Here is a 17,368-nt window from a genome sequence, read left to right on the forward strand (position 1 = left end):
GTTGTCACTTCAAGCCACTGACTGAGAGTCTATGGCCACTCTGGCCCGTTTGGATGCGGATTTTTGCTGACGCCGATTCCAATATAAATATAAGCCTGTGAAGCCTAGTAGTACTGGCATTAACCCTACAATACACCAAATAATACGAGTAATAAGTCCGCCAAAGTAACCAAAGTGCAGTTTTCTAAAACTGTCTAAAAACACCATTAATAAACCCGCTTCTCGAATATCTTGTTTATTAAGGAGTTTGCCTGTGGTTTTGTCAAAACTGACAGTGCTTGCGTACTCACTATGCAAAGGGTTACTGCTTTGTACTGCGCCATAAAAAGTAATATCACGTTCGGGTTCATGGGGCATAGCCAAGTAGCCAGCTTGGTAACTGGGAATTTCAGCATGGCTTTTTAGCCGCAATGACTCGAAAGAAATCTCAGGGCTATGAAGTGGAGCAGTGATGTAAACATGGCCGCCATCACCGTGTTCGTTTATTTCATGCAAGATGCCAGCAATGTTCCAGTAGCCGCCGGTAAAAGCCATGATGATTAAAATTGGTGAGCTTAAAATGCCGATGAACTTGTGAATATCACTGAATAAAACACGCTTAACGGCTTTAAAGCGCATGGTGAACAACTTTGCCCAAAAACGACGGTATAAAATGATGCCGCTGACCCCTAAAAATAACATGATCAGTGCGGCAGCAAAGCCAACCCAAGCGCCTTTAACATCGAGTAAAAAGGTGTAATGCAATTCGAGCAACCAATCAGTGATGTAGTGTCCCATTGACTGGGAGACTGACAATAACTCGCCGTTATATTGATTGATATAAATCTTTTCCCATTGTTCAGTGCCATGCTTAATCAAGTAACCTGCATCTGAACGGTGCTTATCGTCAAATAATTCCCATCCACCGAGCTCATAACCTGGATTTGCAGCTAGTGTCGTTTGCATTAAGGTATCTAAGCTGACTCGTTCGCTGGTTGCTGTGGCATCAACGACCATATGCGATGGGCGCAATAGGCTGTCTATTTCGACCTTAAAAACCAAAATGCTGCCAGTTATTGAAATGATCAATAACGGCAGCATCGCAATTAAGGCTCCATAGGAGTGCCATTTAAATAATGTTTTTCTCATAATTGACTCTAATTGGATCAAAAAAGGCTTCTTGCTTTACAGCAAGAAGCCCCTACATCAGCTTATAATTTCCAGCTTAATGTCGCGCTATAATTTGTTGGAGCACCATAGAAACCTTGCGCCCAGAATAGGCTCGTTAAGTATTTCTCGTCGGTGATGTTTTTAGCATTAACGCTTAGCTCAATATTTTCGTTAAACTCATAACGAGCCATCAGATCAACAATGGCATACGCATCTTGCGTAGTCACAACTGTTTTCGTTGGTTCTTGGTAACGGAAAATATCATCCTGCCAGCGCATGTTTGCACCAATTGTTAAGCCTTCTAAGAATGGAATTTCATAAGTGGTGCCTAACTTGAATAATTTTTCAGGAGTGTAATTAGCTACCTGATTCGTTTCGTCGCTAGTACTGATATCAAAGTCAGTGTAGCCAAGACTCACATTTAACCCTGGGTAAACTTCGCCAGCGACATCAAGTTCAAAGCCTTTACTCTCGATGCCATCTGCACCGTAATAACGCTGTTCAGTCGGTGGAAGCTCAGCGGTATCTGGGTCTAGTGTCGCTAAGTTGGTTTGAATGACATTGAAATAAGCCACAGTGGTGATCAACCTGCCATCAAATAACTCACTTTTTAGCCCTATTTCGCTGCTTTCGCCCGTAACAGGTTTCAAGATGCTGTTATTGATATCTTTTTCTGTTTGAGAGGTGAATGTTTCGGTATAACTCGCATAGGCTGAAAGTTCAGGAATGATATTATAAACTGCGCCAATATAAGGAATGAATTCAGCATCTTCTACAGTTTGATCATTACCATAAGCTTCTCCATCAACCTGCCAATCGTTAAAGCGACCGCCAGCAATCAAGTGGAAACCTTCGAATAAATTAAATCTACCGGTGAAGTAAGCCGCTTTTTGGGTCGCTTCAACATCACTGCCACTCAGGCCGTCAGCAAAAGTTGGTTTAGGAGTATTACCATCCCAGGTGTTGAGATCTGGCATTGCTGGGAAACCATTACCAGTGGTGTAATCATATAAGGATGTGTCGATATAACTTACTTTCGCATAGTTCACACCCACGACCAGCTGATGGTCTCTGCCAAACAATTCAAAGTCACCATTTAAATAAACGTCGACTAAATCATGTTCATCATCAAGATCATACTCACTGCCATAACCGGTTAATCCGAGCTCCGTTTCTTTATCAGGTGTGCCATATACATAGAAGAGCTCAGTATCTTCATCGGTGGTGCGGTGTGAGTAGGTTGCACGTAAATGCCAGTCATTATTAAAGTAATGGCTTAGCTCTGCGACAGTATTGTTTTTGACAACTTGCCAATTTGACCAGTCAGCTGAAGTATTGGTTGAGCGATCATAATTGGTTGGGCTGCCATCAGTATAGAAAAGTGGTAAAGCGCCCCAATTATTGCCTTTAGCATCATTATTTATATAACTGTGGCTAATAGACAGTGATGTATTGTCACCCAAGTTGGCTTCGAGAAAGGCATACATAATTGTCTTGTCAGTTTCATACCTGTCTAAATATGAATCTTTGGTTTGCTTGACGGCAACAGCTCTTGCTGCAAAAGTATCATTAATTACGTAAGTGCCATCGGCTTCTATGCGTTTGTTATCCCAGCTTCCGTAACTCGCTCGTAAATTAAGGTTACTTTGTGCCGTAGGGCGTTTACGAATAAAGTTAATGGTGGCAGATGGATTACCGACACCCGTCATTAGGCCATTTGCACCACGGATAACTTCAATACGGTCATAAATCGCTGTATCTTCATCTGCGTGGTTATTACCATTGGTTAGTGGTAAACCGACGCCATCAATTTGAAAGTTGGTGACATCAAAACCACGTGCAGTGTAGTAAGTTCGATCCGTTTCGATACGCTCAACATTAATACCGGTAGCGCTATCTAATGCAGAGTTAATATCATATAGCTGAAAATCCTGTAGCTGCGCGCTTGTGATAACAGAAACGGATTGAGGAATGTCAATAATTGCTAAGTCTAATCGAGAAGCACCACTTGCTGAGTGCGCGTTATAACCTTCAATATATCGGCCTTTAACTTCTATCTTTTCTAAGTCAGTAACTTGTTCAGCATCCTGAGCAGAAGTTAAATCTTGAGCAAAGACAGTGGCTGGGAGCATTAAGCTTAATGCACAACATATAGATTGAGATAGTAAATTGAGTTTCATAGTTTTTATCATCTTAACTAGAGTTTAAGCGCGGTGCTTATGACTAAAGTGGGAGTGTTGAGAGTGGGTTAATTTTTCGATGTAGATGATAATAAAAAGTGAATCAAAATTAAATAATAATGGTTATCATTTACAAATGAGGCTGTTTGTAAATTAATTGCGGTGATTGCATCGCAGTCTTTATCGTTAAAAAAGCGGATAAATGCGAAATAGCACTGCTTAACGATGAGTTTTGTTATGATATATCATTTATAATTATGTGCTAAACCTTGCGCTTTATAGTCGCAATGTAATCGATGAGTCTGAGTGAGATAAATGAATACGGTAAGCCAGTCAGTATTGAAAAAACGGATTGATAGTATTGATATCATGCGTGGTATCGTGATGTTAATCATGTTGTTAGATCATGTCAGGGAGCGATTTTTCTTTCATGAACAAGTGACTGACCCAATGACCTTGGACAGTACCAGTACAGGGTTATTTATCAGTCGATTTGCTGCACATTTTTGTGCACCGACTTTTGTCTTCTTAACTGGTGTGTCAGCTTGGTTATATAGTCACCCTCAGTTTGGGCCTGAGCGCTCAGCAAGGTCTTTTTTAATTAAACGTGGTCTGTTTATTATTGCCTTAGAATGCACCGTGATTACTTTTCAGTGGATGGGTAATTACGAGATGATTTGGCTACAGGTTATGTGGGCGATTGGTATTAGTATGCTAGCACTCGCGTTACTGATTGGCTTACCACGATTTTGGCTAGGGCTTATCGGTTTAGTGATTGTGTTTGGCCATAATATGCTAACACCGATTAACTTTGCTCCTGGCGAGTGGGGTTACACCTTATGGGCGATATTGCATGATCGCGGTAATATTTTACCTAATGACTTTATTGGAATTAGAGCCAGCTATCCAGTACTGCCTTGGATTGGGGTGATACTGTTAGGTTATGTGGTGGCACCGATTTACAGTGCGACATTTGATGATAAACAGCGCCATAAAATCCTTATTCAACTGGGATTAGCCTGTTTTGCTGTTTTTGCTGTTTTACGCGGTTTTAATATATATGGTGAAACCTTGGATTGGCAGCAAGGTGATAATTTGCTGATGACGCTGAAATCGGTATTTAACTTAACCAAGTACCCACCTTCGTTAGGCTTTTTATTAGTCACAATTGGCGGCACTTTATTATGCTTAAGGGCGCTTGAAAAAGTGAACCCACGCTACGGTAAAGTCTTGTCTACTTTTGGTTCTGCACCGATGTTTTTCTATATTGTCCACTTGTATTTATTACTGTTCATGTACCAATTTGCGCTTAATGTGATTGGGCCAAACTATGGTGATGTATATGGTTTTACTGATATTAGTTGGGTATGGATTACGACGGTGATTTTAGCGGTATTACTTTACTTACCGACCAAGTGGTTTAGTCAGTACAAGCATCAAAGCAAGCAGGCGTGGATTAAATACTTCTAATTGTTAATGAGTAAACAAAAGGCGCCTCATGGCGCCTTTTTAGTGTGTAGATTTATATCGATTCAGACGAATTAGTCGATTAAGTCGTACTGCTCAGCTAACACTTTAATAATATCGGCTTTAGGGTTTTCAGGAAGCTTAATGCTGCTACCTGTGACTTTTTCTGCAACACCGGTATAGGTACGCGATACATTCATCATCGCTTCAAGAGGTAGATCGTTGTCACGTGCTAATGCTTCACGTTCAGGCATTCTGTCTTTATTTAATAAAATGTCAGCATCATCAAAGTGATTGAGTAAGAACTGACGGAAACCTTCTTTGGAGTTTTCTACAATCTTACCGTCACGGTAAGCTGGGCCATCCCAAATACGTGATGAATCAGGCGTACCCACTTCATCCATGTAAATCAGTTTCGAATTACCTTCTTTGTCATCTACGTAACCAAATTCAAACTTGGTATCGACAAACATCTGGTCTTGGCTAGCTAAGGCATCTGAAATTACGTTAAAGCCCTCTTTAAGCAGTTTTTCGTATAAATCGATATCGGATGACTTTTCAAACCCAAATGCTTCCACATTGGCTTCAATATCTGCACGACTGATGTTGACATCATCTTGCTCTGGAACCCCAGGAATACCTGTTAAAATCCCTTTGGTAGAAGGAGTGATTAACAGCTCAGGCAGTTTTTGATCTTTTTCTAAGCCTTCAGGTAAGGTGATGCCGCAAAATTCACGCTCACCTTTTGCATATGCACGCCACATCGAGCCAGTAATGTATTGGCGACAAATTGCTTCAACTTTAATTGGTCGTGCTTTTTGTACTATCCAAACAAATGGATGTGGGATGTCTAGGATATGACTGTCTGCTAAGCCATGCTCTGCAAACAAGGTAAACCAGTGGTTAGAAATCGCATTCAGTGCTGCGCCTTTACCAGGAATACCTTGCAGGTTACCTTCGCCGTGGAAAATACAATCAAATGCTGAAATGCGATCACTGATCACCATGATGGCTAACGGTGTATCCGCTGGAACATCGTAGCCTTTGTCTTTAATAAGGCGGCGACTATCAGTATCGGTTAGCCAATAAACACTGCGGACCTTGCCACTGTGTACCGGTTTGTCGGTACGAATAGGCAAATCATTGTTAATTGCGAGAACTGAATCAGCAAGACTCATGACCAGTATTCCTTAGAGGTTAAGTGTAGGGAGCTATCCGTTAATAACAGGATATGTCGGTATTTTAATGGCGGCTATTTTACCTTTATTAAGCCAGATTTCCATGCTTATAACAGGGCTAAACTCTTAATCCTGTATAGCGAATACTGAGGGGCTTAATATTAGTTTTTAATGCTTTATTCGTTGGTCTGTATCAGGCAAGATATTGCAGCTTATACTCTTGTTAACATCTGTGAGACATTCTGTGCATCCTACCAAACTCGGTTTATTTTTTGTGTTTATTGCCGTCATTTTTTGGGGCATATTACCGATAGCGTTAACACTCTCTGGAAATTTTATCGATCCGGTTACCTTGACTTGGTTTCGATTTTTAGTGGCATTTATCGTGACCTTTTTGGTGATGTGGCATCTAGGGTATTTACGTCAGTTCATGTCACTTTCACGAGGGGATTGGGTTAAGCTCAGTGCTGCCGGCATTTTACTCATGTGTAACTACACTTCGTTTGTGTATTCCTTAGATTATTTATCGCCAGGTACTGCACAACTTAACTTTCAGACTGCGCCATTTTACCTTGCTTTCGGTGGTGCGTTATTTTTTAAGGAGCGTTTAACTGCGGTGCAGTTGAGCTGTTTTGCAACTCTGGCCTTGGGAGTATTACTGTTTTTCCACCCAAGTCTTGATATGTCTGCCAGTGATAATAGTCAAATTGGTTTTGGGGTGTTAATCGTGCAGTTCTCTGTACTTTCTTGGACCAGTTATGCTTTATTGCAAAAGTCGCTGATCGCTAAGTTATCGCCTAATAACGTATTGCTATATATCTATGGTTTGGGTGTTGTCGTGATGGCGCCATTCTGTGATTTCAGCCAATTCTCTAAGATGAACTCACCTGAGTGGTTTATTATCTTATTCTGCGCAGCCAATACGTTGATTGCTTACGGTAGCTTTGGACAAGCCATAAAGTATTGGCCCACAGCGCAAGTCAGCGCTATGCTGGCTCTGACACCTGTGTTGAGTTTCATTGCTAATAGTCTGGTGGTAAAGATGAACTTATGGCCCAACACCTTTAGTGCTGATGTCATTGATGCTTGGTCATTGCTTGGGATTATCTTAATTGTCGGCGCTGTTTTTGCCATGCAGATATGGCCTTTATTACAGCAAAAACGCAAGCAGCCATCAGCTGACAGGTATCGTTAGAAACGGTAGTTGATATTGACTGCTGCAAAATTGGCAGTACTTGGCTGATCTTTATATTGCTCAGTGCCACGAATGACTGAAAAGGTTAACCCCCAGTTTTGCCAGTTAAGCATAAATCCTGAATTGATCATTGCTTGTTGGTTCGTTAGCTCGACTGAGTGGCTATCTGTAAAGTTATTGCCATCAAGGGTTATATCGTTAAATACATAACGTCCATACAAGGTCAAAAACAGCTGCCAGCTTAACTCGCTAGCAGGTTTTACTTGGTATCCATTGTTACTTCTTGATGCCGCTTGCGTTACGAAGGCATAACTGTGAGACAGAATATTACCGATACGAAATGACATACCAGCACCAACATCACTCATTAAATTACCTATTGCCGCATTTCCATGAATAACAGTATCAAATTCGACATTTTCTGAAATTGGGGTGTATGCCCATTGATATAGGCGTTGTGCTTCAACTCTGAATACAAGCTCATTACTTAGCTGATTATCCCAGCCCATTGGCTCTTTGGCATCAATGATTTCGTGAACTTGTTTTTGAGTTTGCTCTGCAAGTGAGCCTGGCCCGACAAGACCTAAAGTTATACTTAAGTTATCGGCGATACCATCACTAAAACTACGTAATGTAGATTGCCATAATAAGGTGCCAGCATATGGCCTGTCTGACTCTATGAGTTCCGCTTGTTGTAGGTCATCAGGGGTGTACATGCGCTGGGATACACTATAGCTAATTTGATACTGTCTTGATGCACCATGGTTTAAATAGCTGTAACCATAAAGACCAGTGAGCCAAGTGGGCATGTTAAGCTCATCAAAATCATCGACGATTGCCTTACCCCAACTCCACTCTAAACCATTGCTGTAGCCATTATCACTGGTATTAATAAGGCCAAATGCATCATTCTCAAAACTGAACTGTACCCAGTCACCATTTGATGTCGCTAAAACCTGCTGATGTTGATCTTCAGCGTTGCCCCCTGCTGCAGACACAACAATAGGTAAAACACTGCATATTAGTGCAAGTGCACGAGTAATATGTTTGGCTGGGTATGTACTTAGTAACATGAAACAAAACTATGTATCAGTAGGTATCGAAATGAGCGAAGGATTATACAGAAAACAGCATAAAAAAATGGAGCCTAAGCTCCATTTTTATTACAGGGTTTCAACAGATTGTTGATACTGTGATCAATTACTCGCTGTCACGTGGTTTACGTGGACGACGGTCGCCACGAGGACGATCATTACGATCACCACGAGAACGGTCATTACGTGGACGACGTGGACGGTCGCTACGTGTAGACTCTGGGAATGGAGTATCACTTGCTTCTTTGATGTTAAGTGGCTTACCACAAACACGTACTTTACGAAGGTGTGTTAACACATCTTTTGGCATACCGTCTGGTAAGTCAATTGAAGTCACTTGGTCGAATAACTGAATTTGACCAATGAACTGACTGTCGATATTAGCTTCATTAGCAATTGCACCAACGATATTACCTACACCAACGCCATTATCACGACCTACTTCAATTACGTAACGACACATTTTAACATCAGGCTTATCTTTTAAGCCTTCTGCACTACCAAAGCTTGTAGGCATTGGGCGGCCACCACGTGAATCACGACGGCTGTTGCGATCTCTGCCACCATCACGATCGCGGTCACGTGAATCACGTTGACGCTCTTGAATTGGAGGAAGTTGTAAAGGACGTTCAGCCTGAACTTGTTGTAATAATGCCGCAGCAAGTAAATCTGTATCGATTTCAAGCTGTTGACATAATTCAGCTACTGCGTTCTTCATGAAGTCTAAGTCACCATTAATGGTTTCTTGAACTTGCTCGCCTAAACGAGATAAACGACGCTCTGTTACTGTTTCAGGGCTAGGTACTTTCATTGGCGAAATACGGCTGTTCGTTGCACGTTCAATGGTACGTAACATACGCATTTCACGATTAGTAACGAAAAGAATTGCCATACCAGTACGGCCAGCACGACCTGTACGACCAATACGGTGTACATAAGCTTCTGAATCATATGGGATATCGTAGTTTACTACGTGTCCAATACGTTCAACGTCAAGACCACGGGCTGCAACGTCTGTCGCAATAAGAATATCTAGCTTGCCACGTTTTAGCTGGTCAACAGCACGTTCACGTGCTTGTTGGTTCATGTCACCATGTAATGGTGAAGAAGCGTAACCACGAGCTTCTAATTTTTCTGCTAGTTCAACACAGCTATTACGAGTACGCACGAAGATGATAATACCTTCTGTATTTTCAACTTCTAATACACGGACTAATGCTTCAAGCTTGTTGTGTTGAGATACTTGAACAAAACGTTGTTCAATAGATTCAACAGTCGTATGACTTGCTGCAATGCTGATATGAACAGGCTTGTTAAGGTGCTTGTTAGCAACACGCTTAATTTGCTCTGGCATAGTTGCAGAGAAAAGTGCTAATTGGCTTTCAGCTGGCTTGTGCTCAAGTACCCATTCGATATCGTCGATGAAGCCCATTTTTAACATTTCATCAGCTTCATCAAGTACTAATGCTTTAAGCGCATCAAGTTTCAGTGTGCCACGACGCATGTGGTCCATTACACGACCTGGCGTACCAACAACGACTTGTGGGCCACGACGTAGCGCACTAAGTTGTTGATGCATGCTTTGACCACCGTAAATAGGTAGTACATGGAAGCCTTTCATGTGTTTTGCGTAGCTACCAAATGCTTCAGCAACCTGTACTGCTAACTCACGAGTTGGAGCCAATACTAAGATTTGAGGCGCATTGAGTTTTTGATCGACACTATTAAGTAGTGGTAGTGCGAATGCACCAGTTTTACCAGTACCAGTTTGAGCTTGGCCTAAAATATCTTTACCTTCCATTAAAGGATCGATACTAGCAGCTTGAATTGGTGTTGGTTTTTCGTAACCTAAATCGTCAAGGGCACGAAGCAAATTCTCGGATAAACCAAGTTCGCGGAAAGTTCTTTCATCGGATGACATTGAGTTGTAGCCTTGTGGGTATGCACGAAAATAGTCGCATTCGTGCTAAAGTTTCACAGACAGAAAATCAACCCCGTGTCGATTTCCCGCGTCAAAGGGGCAATATTATAGCAAGCTTTAGCCTCTATGACTATATATTTTCAATATAAAACTAAAATTGGCCTGATTATTGAAAAGCAATTTGTTGCTTATCCACTGAGACTAATTCAAAAGCGGTCTCAGTGACGGCGGCTAAAAATCCGATATCCAGTGTTTCAATTGTATCTTCTACCGTGTGGTAATATTTATGGGTAGGAACACCTAAATAAAGCCATGGAATCCCTGCCTTATGAAACGGGTAATGATCTGAAGCTCGTAACCAGTCAATTTTTACCATGCTGCCGTTTTGCATTCTTGAACGACTTTCTCTGACACATAATTGATTATAGTCTTGGAGTTGGTATTTAAGCTGATTAAATTCAGTTAAATTTCTCTCACCTTCTATATAAATGGACTTTGGTCTTGAAGGGTGACCTACCATGTCTAAATTTATCGACATTTCTATCTGCATGCTAGGTTGTGCAGTTAACTGTTCAACCACTGCATAAGAACCATATAAGCCTGACTCTTCAGCGTCGGTTGCTACGACCATTAAGTTAACCTTGTCATCACCGTTTGACTGCCAATGCTCGGCGATGGCTAGCATAGCAGCAACGCCTGAAGCATTGTCATCTGCACCAGCAAATATTTTATTGCCTTTTTTGCCAAGGTGGTCGTAATGGGCGGTAATCACTCGCCATCGTTGGCTATCATTTTTGGCTCTAATTGTGCCAATAACATTTATCCCTTCTTTATCAGCGAAGTTTGACCGATATTGAAAGGGGACTAAAAACGAATCTTGCCAAGGGGTAAGTTCGAGTTCTTGAAAGCGTTTGATGAGATATTGCCGAGATTGTTCGGCGCCAAGCGAATTGGTTATACGTCCTTCAAATTCAGGGCTAGTTAAAATACGTATATCTTCGAGCAGTTGGCTTTTATCTGCCCAAAGACTGATAGGTTGATTGCCGCAGTTTTTAGATGCACAAGCAGATAGCGACAATATCATCATCAGGCTCAGTAATTTAAGCGCGAAGCGCATACCCTTGTTGATAACAGTATGTGCATTAGCCAGAGGCTTGATTAGAAATTCCATTTCGTTCCCTCTGGCTTATCGTCCGATGTTGCTTGATAGCTTATTTTTTAACAGATTTTTTTATCGTCTTTTTTGCCGCTTTCTTGGGTTTTGCCTCAGTAACTTGTGGCATTTTCTCCAACAGTGGCTGTAAAAAGCGTGCGGTATGCGACTCAGTATTTTTAGCCACATCTTCAGGCGTACCTGTTACGAGTATTGTCCCGCCGCCTGAACCACCTTCTGGCCCTAAGTCCACAATCCAGTCGGCTGTTTTGATCACATCTAAATTGTGCTCAATAACAACAATAGTATTACCTTTGGCTTTTAGTCTATGTAATACATCAAGTAATAACTGAATATCAGCAAAGTGCAACCCGGTTGTTGGTTCATCAAGAATATACAAGGTTTTACCCGTATCACGCTTAGACAGTTCTTTAGCAAGTTTGACTCGCTGGGCTTCACCGCCTGACAAGGTCGTGGCGCTTTGTCCTAGGCAAATATACGATAAGCCGACATCCACTAAGGTTTGCAGTTTACGTGCAATGGCTGGAATAGGGTCAAAGAATACACGTGCTTCTTCGATGGTCATTTGCAGCACTTCGTGGATGTTTTTGCCTTTGTATTTCACGTCTAAGGTTTCACGATTATAGCGTTTGCCTTTACATGAATCACATGGCACATACACGTCAGGTAAAAAGTGCATTTCTACTTTAATGAGACCGTCGCCCTGACAAGCTTCACAGCGTCCACCTTTTACGTTAAATGAGAAACGGCCAGGTTGGTAACCACGGCTACGCGACTCTTGTGTTGCGGCAAATAGCTCACGTATCGGAGTAAAAATGCCCGTATATGTGGCTGGGTTTGAACGAGGTGTTCGGCCGATTGGGCTTTGATCGATATCAACGACCTTGTCGCATTGCTCCATGCCCTTAATACTTTTATGCGGAGCGGGCTCATCAATTGTGGCGCCATTAAGCATGCGGTGAGCAATCTTATAAAAAGTATCGTTAATTAGGGTCGACTTACCAGAACCAGATACTCCAGTTACACAAGTGAATAGCCCGATAGGAATCGTTAAATCGACATTTTTAAGGTTATTACCCGTTGCTCCAGTGAGTTCAATGACCTTTTTCGGGTCTATTGAGGTGCGCTGCTCACTGACATGGATCTGTTTTTTACCCGAAATGTACTGACCTGTGATCGATTCTTCACATTCGATGATATCGTTTAAGCCACCAGAACAAATAACTTCACCACCGTGCACTCCTGCGCCAGGGCCAATATCGATAACATGATCTGCCATGCGAATGGCATCCTCGTCATGCTCAACCACAATCACGGTATTACCTAGATCACGAAGATGGATTAAGGTATTAAGTAAGCGCTCATTATCACGCTGATGCAGGCCAATAGAGGGTTCATCTAATACATACATGACACCAACGAGTCCGGCGCCAATTTGGCTCGCTAACCGGATCCGCTGCGCTTCACCACCTGATAGTGTGTCTGCTGAACGATCTAAGCTTAAGTAATTTAATCCCACATTGACGAGGAACCCGAGTCGATCACCCACTTCTTTTAAGATTTTTTCGGCAATTTGTGCTTTTTGCCCTGAAAATTCGACACCGTTAAAGTAGGTCATGGCTTCGCCAATAGACCACTGCGTCAATTGAGGTAATGTGAGTTCGCCAATAAAGACATTACGTGCTTCTTCACGTAAGCGAGAACCACCACAACTTTTACACGGTTGTGTATTAATGAATTTAGAAAGCTCATCACGAACCGAGTTACTTTCAGTTTCACGGTAGCGGCGATCCATGTTATTTAAGATGCCTTCAAATGGATGATTTCGGATCACCACATCGCCACGGTCATTAATATATTTAAAGGCAATACTTTGCTTGCCAGAGCCGTGGAGTACAATTTTTTGCACTTTATCTGTAAGTTGTTGGAACGGTGTTTCAACATCAAACTTATAATGTTCCGCCAGTGAGCTGAGCATTTGAAAATAATAGAAGTTACGTTTGTCCCAGCCGCGTATTGCACCTCCAGCAAGTGATAGCTCACCATTGGTGATCACTCTGTCGGCATCAAAATACTGTTGAACCCCTAAGCCATCACAGGTTTGACAAGCGCCAGCTGGGTTATTGAATGAGAAAATACGTGGCTCAAGTTCTGCCATTGAATAGCCACAATGAGGGCAAGCAAAATTTGCTGAAAAGATTATCTCTTCCGTTTCACCAGCCATATCAGCGACCACAGCAATACCACCTGACATTTCAAGGGTGGTTTCAAACGATTCCGCTAAACGTTGTTTAAGATCGTCACGCACTTTGAAGCGATCAACAACAACTTCAATGGTGTGTTTTACATGTAAGTCTAAGGTTGGTGGGTCTGATAAGTCACAAACATCGCCATCAATACGCGCCCGCACATAACCTTGGGCTGCGAGACTCTCTAGCAGTTTTACATGCTCACCTTTACGTGCTTTAACGACAGGCGCCAACAGCATCTGACGACTACCTTCAGGTAACTCAAGGACTTTATCGACCATTTGACTTACTGTTTGTGCGGCGAGGGGCTGACCATGAGTGGGACAGCGAGGTTCACCCACACGGGCAAATAGTAATCTTAAGTAGTCATAAATTTCGGTAATCGTACCCACAGTTGAACGTGGATTATGTGAAGTGGATTTTTGTTCAATTGAAATCGCTGGGCTTAACCCTTCAATATGATCAACATCAGGTTTTTCCATCAAACTCAAAAATTGGCGTGCGTATGCTGACAAAGACTCAACATAGCGGCGTTGACCTTCGGCATATAAGGTGTCGAAGGCCAATGAAGATTTGCCTGAACCTGACAGCCCGGTAATGACAATGAGTTTGTCACGGGGAATTTTGAGGTCAAAGTTTTTTAGATTGTGGGTTCGTGCACCGCGAATTTCAATGGTATCCATTCTTCACTCTGATGTTGTTCTCAGGGGCTTGGTAAGAGATCTACTTCTTTAAGCCGCCGAATTTTAAATGGGTTTAAGCTATTTTTGTCTAAATAGTTTATGTTGGTTTGTCGATTTTATGATGTATTTATACAGTATTTTATACAGTGTTGTATAGGGCTAAGTGCTTAGTTCATTTTCTGCGGTGTCATTCCTATTCGGGATAACCTGAACTGGGATATAAAACACATTATAACCTGTTTGTTTAATCTCATTAGCAAATACGACAATCAGTTGCTGCTTGGTTCATTATTCCTTTTGAGCTAAATTAGGACGCTGTGATAATATGCGCAACTCAAAATTTTTACTGTGACAAAATTAAGGGCAAGTGAATGGCCAAGAATGGACTATCCGGCATAGAGAAAAAAGTCGCTTTTTCGTTAGCCAGCGTGTTTGGTTTACGAATGATGGGCTTATTTATGATCATGCCTGTGTTTGCGCTTTACGGCCAACACTTAGAAGGATTCTCGCCATTATGGGTCGGTATTGCCATAGGGGCATACGGCTTAACGCAAGCTTGTTTGCAAATTCCCATGGGCATGTTGTCTGACAAATATGGCCGAAAACCTATCATTTTAGGTGGTTTGGTCATTTTTGCTATTGGTAGTATTGTCGCTGCGATGTCTGATCATATTTACGGTGTGGTGCTGGGCCGTGCTTTACAGGGCATGGGAGCCATTGCTGCGGCGGTATTGGCACTCGCTGCCGACTTAACCCGTGATGAACAACGAACCAAAGTCATGGCAATCATTGGGATGTGTATTGGCTTTTCTTTCGCTTTATCCTTACTTGCTGGGCCGATAGTCGCTCAATATGCAGGCCTTGAAGGCTTATTCTTTTTAACTGCCATTTTAGCTGTGTTAGGCATGGTGATTGTACAGGTCTTAGTACCAAACCCTGTGTCTCAAGCCCCTAAAGGGGATACTGTTGCTACGCCGACCAAGCTTAAACGTATGCTGATGGATCCTCAGCTATTTCGATTAGATGCGGGCATTTTTATTCTTCATTTAGTATTAACAGCGGTGTTTGTCGCATTACCTTTAGATTTAGTTGATGCTGGCTTAGTCAAAGAAAAACACTGGATGTTGTACTTCCCCGCTTTTGTTGGCGCATTCTTTTTAATGGTGCCTTTGATCATTATTGGGGTTAAGCGCAATAACACTAAAACCATGTTCCAAATCTCATTGCTTATAATGATGCTATCACTCGCTGCTATGGGAATTTATGCTGATAATTTGTGGGTGCTCAGTGGCGCTGTGGTGTTATTTTTTACCGGCTTTAACTATTTAGAGGCATCATTACCTAGCTTAATCGCAAAGTTTTGTCCTATGGGCGATAAAGGTTCTGCGATGGGGGTTTACTCGACCAGTCAATTTTTAGGTGCTTTTTGTGGCGGTATGTTAGGTGGCGGCGCTTATCAATTGGTCGGCGCTTCAGGTGTCTTTTATGTCGCGTTAGCGTTGATGTTTGTGTGGTTATTATTGACCATTGGCATGGAAAAACCAGTCCTTCTTAAAAGCTATACGCTTGAAGCTGAAGCGAAAGATAGAAATCATGCCCAAGATATGGCAACTCAACTATCACAACTTACAGGGGTTGCTGAGGCAATTGTCGTGATTGAAGAGAAAGCGGCTTATTTAAAAGTAGATGATCAATTCGATTTAAGAGAAGCCCGAGCTGTGTTAGGCTCTGTCAGCTAAGAATTAAATTCGTATTTTTGTGTGATAGTTGATGTGTCAACAGGCATAAAAATGGCATAATTGATTCAACAGAATTTGAACATAAATAAATGTAGAACATGGTAAATCGCAGGAGATTTCAATGGCCAGTCGTGGTGTGAATAAAGTAATTTTGGTTGGTAATTTAGGTAAAGATCCTGAAGTTCGTTACATGCCAAACGGTAACGCAGTCGCTAACTTTACTGTAGCAACAAGTGAATCTTGGAAAGACCAACAAGGTCAGCAACAAGAACGCACTGAATGGCACAACATTGTGATGTACCGTCGACTAGCTGAAGTAGCTGGCGAATACCTGAAAAAAGGTTCTAAAGTTTACTTAGAAGGTAAACTGCAAACCAGCAAGTGGCAGGATCAGACTACGGGTCAAGATCGCTATAAAACCGAAATCAATGCAATGGAAATGCAAATGCTTGATAGCCGTGGCCAAGGCGGTCAGCAAGGTGGTATGAACCAAGGTCAAGGTGGCTATGGTAATGCGCCTCAGCAAAGTGCACCGCAATCTCAAGGCGGATACGGCCAACAGCAGCAATCTCAAGCTGGTTATCAGCAGCCTGCTCAACAGCAAGCAGCTCAAAAGCCTGCTTACACGACTAAGCCTCAAGCGCCAGCGCAGCAGCAAGGTAGTTACCAGCAGCCTGCTCAACGTCCAGCACCTGCCCAGCAACAAGGTGGTTTCCAACAACCTGCTCAACAACAGCAAGGTGGTTTTCAGCAACAATCTGCTCCAGCGCAGCGTCCTGCACCAACACCACAACCGCAGAACACTACGCCAGATTTAGGCGGTGATTGGGATGACGATATCCCGTTTTAATTCACAGTATATTTAATATTGAGTGAATAGTTTAAAGCCCCGTTTTTACGGGGCTTTTTTGTTTTCAGCCCTAAACCACCTACTTGAGTAGGTGGTTATCATCAATTAGGCTTTGCCTGAAGATCTACTCATGTTAATTGGACTCTGACTTTTAGCGAAGTAATAGAGGACAAAAAACATGAGTAGATACGAGAAAGCATCGGATGTGTATTGGCGACGTCAATATCACATAGTGTAGACTCCAAAATGTAGTTTTTTGATTTTAAGGAATAAAATCGGTATAGATGTTTACAGAAGATATCAAACAAGACAACAAGCAAAAGCAGATATTATTGATTACATCGAGCCGTTTTATAATCAAAAAAGACGACATCATAAACTGGGAAACATCTCTCCTGTAGAATATGAGAAGAAATTAATGAAAAGTGCCTAACAAAGTGTCCAAAATTAGTTGACCATTACAATGTCGATATAAACTATCATCTTTTT

General features: G+C 42.0%; 12 protein-coding genes and 1 pseudogene. 6 read left to right on the forward strand and 7 right to left on the reverse strand.

The window, feature by feature from the left end:
* Positions 1-9: 9 nt before the first annotated feature.
* Both A9267_RS14300 and A9267_RS14305 read right to left on the reverse strand, forming a co-directional pair.
* Positions 10-1,128 (reverse strand): PepSY-associated TM helix domain-containing protein, encoded by a 1,119-nt coding sequence (locus A9267_RS14300; RefSeq protein WP_065109653.1) that lies wholly within the window; start codon positions 1,126-1,128, stop codon positions 10-12.
* Between the two features lie 62 nt (positions 1,129-1,190).
* Positions 1,191-3,329 carry a TonB-dependent siderophore receptor gene (locus tag A9267_RS14305; RefSeq protein WP_156669174.1) on the reverse strand — a complete coding sequence of 713 codons (2,139 nt, stop codon included), beginning with the start codon at positions 3,327-3,329 and terminating at the stop codon, positions 1,191-1,193.
* 315 nt (positions 3,330-3,644) lie between these two features.
* On the opposite strand from A9267_RS14305, the gene A9267_RS14310 reads away from it, so the two are divergent.
* Positions 3,645-4,799 carry a DUF1624 domain-containing protein gene (locus A9267_RS14310; protein ID WP_065109654.1) on the forward strand — a complete coding sequence of 385 codons (1,155 nt, stop codon included), beginning with the start codon at positions 3,645-3,647 and terminating at the stop codon, positions 4,797-4,799.
* 71 nt (positions 4,800-4,870) lie between these two features.
* On the opposite strand, the gene A9267_RS14315 is transcribed toward A9267_RS14310, so the two are convergent.
* Positions 4,871-5,974, reverse strand: a complete 1,104-nt coding sequence (locus A9267_RS14315) for a phosphoribosylaminoimidazolesuccinocarboxamide synthase (RefSeq protein ID WP_065109655.1) — start codon at positions 5,972-5,974, stop codon at positions 4,871-4,873.
* A gap of 244 nt (positions 5,975-6,218) precedes the next feature.
* On the opposite strand from A9267_RS14315, the gene A9267_RS14320 reads away from it, so the two are divergent.
* A complete protein-coding gene (locus tag A9267_RS14320; protein WP_231919142.1) occupies positions 6,219-7,169 on the forward strand; it encodes a DMT family transporter in 951 nt (316 codons plus the stop codon).
* Here the strand turns inward: A9267_RS14320 and A9267_RS14325 are convergent.
* The 4 genes from A9267_RS14325 to uvrA all read right to left on the reverse strand — a co-directional run bounded on the left by A9267_RS14325 (position 7,166) and on the right by uvrA (position 14,290).
* Positions 7,166-8,242: a lipid A deacylase LpxR family protein gene (locus A9267_RS14325; protein ID WP_065109656.1), complete on the reverse strand. Its 1,077-nt coding sequence runs from the start codon at positions 8,240-8,242 to the stop codon at positions 7,166-7,168. The genes A9267_RS14320 and A9267_RS14325 overlap by 4 nt on opposite strands.
* Before the next feature lie 127 nt (positions 8,243-8,369).
* Entirely contained in the window at positions 8,370-10,184 is a 1,815-nt protein-coding gene (locus A9267_RS14330; RefSeq protein WP_055022881.1) for a DEAD/DEAH box helicase, read from the reverse strand.
* A 166-nt stretch (positions 10,185-10,350) separates the two neighbouring features.
* Positions 10,351-11,355, reverse strand: a complete 1,005-nt coding sequence (locus A9267_RS14335) for a M20/M25/M40 family metallo-hydrolase (RefSeq protein WP_065109657.1) — start codon at positions 11,353-11,355, stop codon at positions 10,351-10,353.
* A 40-nt stretch (positions 11,356-11,395) separates the two neighbouring features.
* Positions 11,396-14,290, reverse strand: a complete 2,895-nt coding sequence (gene uvrA, locus A9267_RS14340; RefSeq protein ID WP_065109658.1) for an excinuclease ABC subunit UvrA — start codon at positions 14,288-14,290, stop codon at positions 11,396-11,398.
* Between the two features lie 371 nt (positions 14,291-14,661).
* Between uvrA and A9267_RS14345 the strand changes: the two genes are divergently transcribed.
* The 4 genes and pseudogenes from A9267_RS14345 (at position 14,662) to A9267_RS22070 (ending at position 17,312) form a co-directional block, all read left to right on the forward strand.
* Positions 14,662-16,029 carry an MFS transporter gene (locus A9267_RS14345; protein WP_065109659.1) on the forward strand — a complete coding sequence of 456 codons (1,368 nt, stop codon included), beginning with the start codon at positions 14,662-14,664 and terminating at the stop codon, positions 16,027-16,029.
* Between the two features lie 121 nt (positions 16,030-16,150).
* Positions 16,151-16,879 carry a single-stranded DNA-binding protein gene (gene ssb, locus A9267_RS14350; RefSeq protein ID WP_065109660.1) on the forward strand — a complete coding sequence of 243 codons (729 nt, stop codon included), beginning with the start codon at positions 16,151-16,153 and terminating at the stop codon, positions 16,877-16,879.
* Between the two features lie 178 nt (positions 16,880-17,057).
* Positions 17,058-17,174, forward strand: a pseudogene (locus A9267_RS21950) (IS200/IS605 family transposase); the annotation flags it as partial.
* Positions 17,160-17,312, forward strand: a complete 153-nt coding sequence (locus tag A9267_RS22070) for an IS3 family transposase (RefSeq protein WP_443018802.1) — start codon at positions 17,160-17,162, stop codon at positions 17,310-17,312. The pseudogene A9267_RS21950 and the gene A9267_RS22070, both read left to right, overlap by 15 nt.
* Positions 17,313-17,368 lie beyond the last annotated feature (56 nt).

It is taken from the genome of Shewanella sp. UCD-FRSSP16_17, from assembly GCF_001675935.1.
GTDB lineage: Bacteria > Pseudomonadota > Gammaproteobacteria > Enterobacterales > Shewanellaceae > Shewanella > Shewanella japonica.

What these genes read in the sequence shown, in the direction of transcription:
- A9267_RS14300 (WP_065109653.1), bottom strand. Translation starts at nt 1,128, where the DNA reads ATGAGAAAAACATTATTTAAATGGCACTCCTATGGAGCCTTAATTGCG.
- A9267_RS14305 (WP_156669174.1), bottom strand. Translation starts at nt 3,329, where the DNA reads ATGAAACTCAATTTACTATCTCAATCTATATGTTGTGCATTAAGCTTA.
- A9267_RS14310 (WP_065109654.1), top strand. Translation starts at nt 3,645, where the DNA reads ATGAATACGGTAAGCCAGTCAGTATTGAAAAAACGGATTGATAGTATT.
- A9267_RS14315 (WP_065109655.1), bottom strand. Translation starts at nt 5,974, where the DNA reads ATGAGTCTTGCTGATTCAGTTCTCGCAATTAACAATGATTTGCCTATT.
- A9267_RS14325 (WP_065109656.1), bottom strand. Translation starts at nt 8,242, where the DNA reads ATGTTACTAAGTACATACCCAGCCAAACATATTACTCGTGCACTTGCA.
- A9267_RS14330 (WP_055022881.1), bottom strand. Translation starts at nt 10,184, where the DNA reads ATGTCATCCGATGAAAGAACTTTCCGCGAACTTGGTTTATCCGAGAAT.
- A9267_RS14335 (WP_065109657.1), bottom strand. Translation starts at nt 11,355, where the DNA reads ATGGAATTTCTAATCAAGCCTCTGGCTAATGCACATACTGTTATCAAC.
- uvrA (WP_065109658.1), bottom strand. Translation starts at nt 14,290, where the DNA reads ATGGATACCATTGAAATTCGCGGTGCACGAACCCACAATCTAAAAAAC.
- A9267_RS14345 (WP_065109659.1), top strand. Translation starts at nt 14,662, where the DNA reads ATGGCCAAGAATGGACTATCCGGCATAGAGAAAAAAGTCGCTTTTTCG.
- ssb (WP_065109660.1), top strand. Translation starts at nt 16,151, where the DNA reads ATGGCCAGTCGTGGTGTGAATAAAGTAATTTTGGTTGGTAATTTAGGT.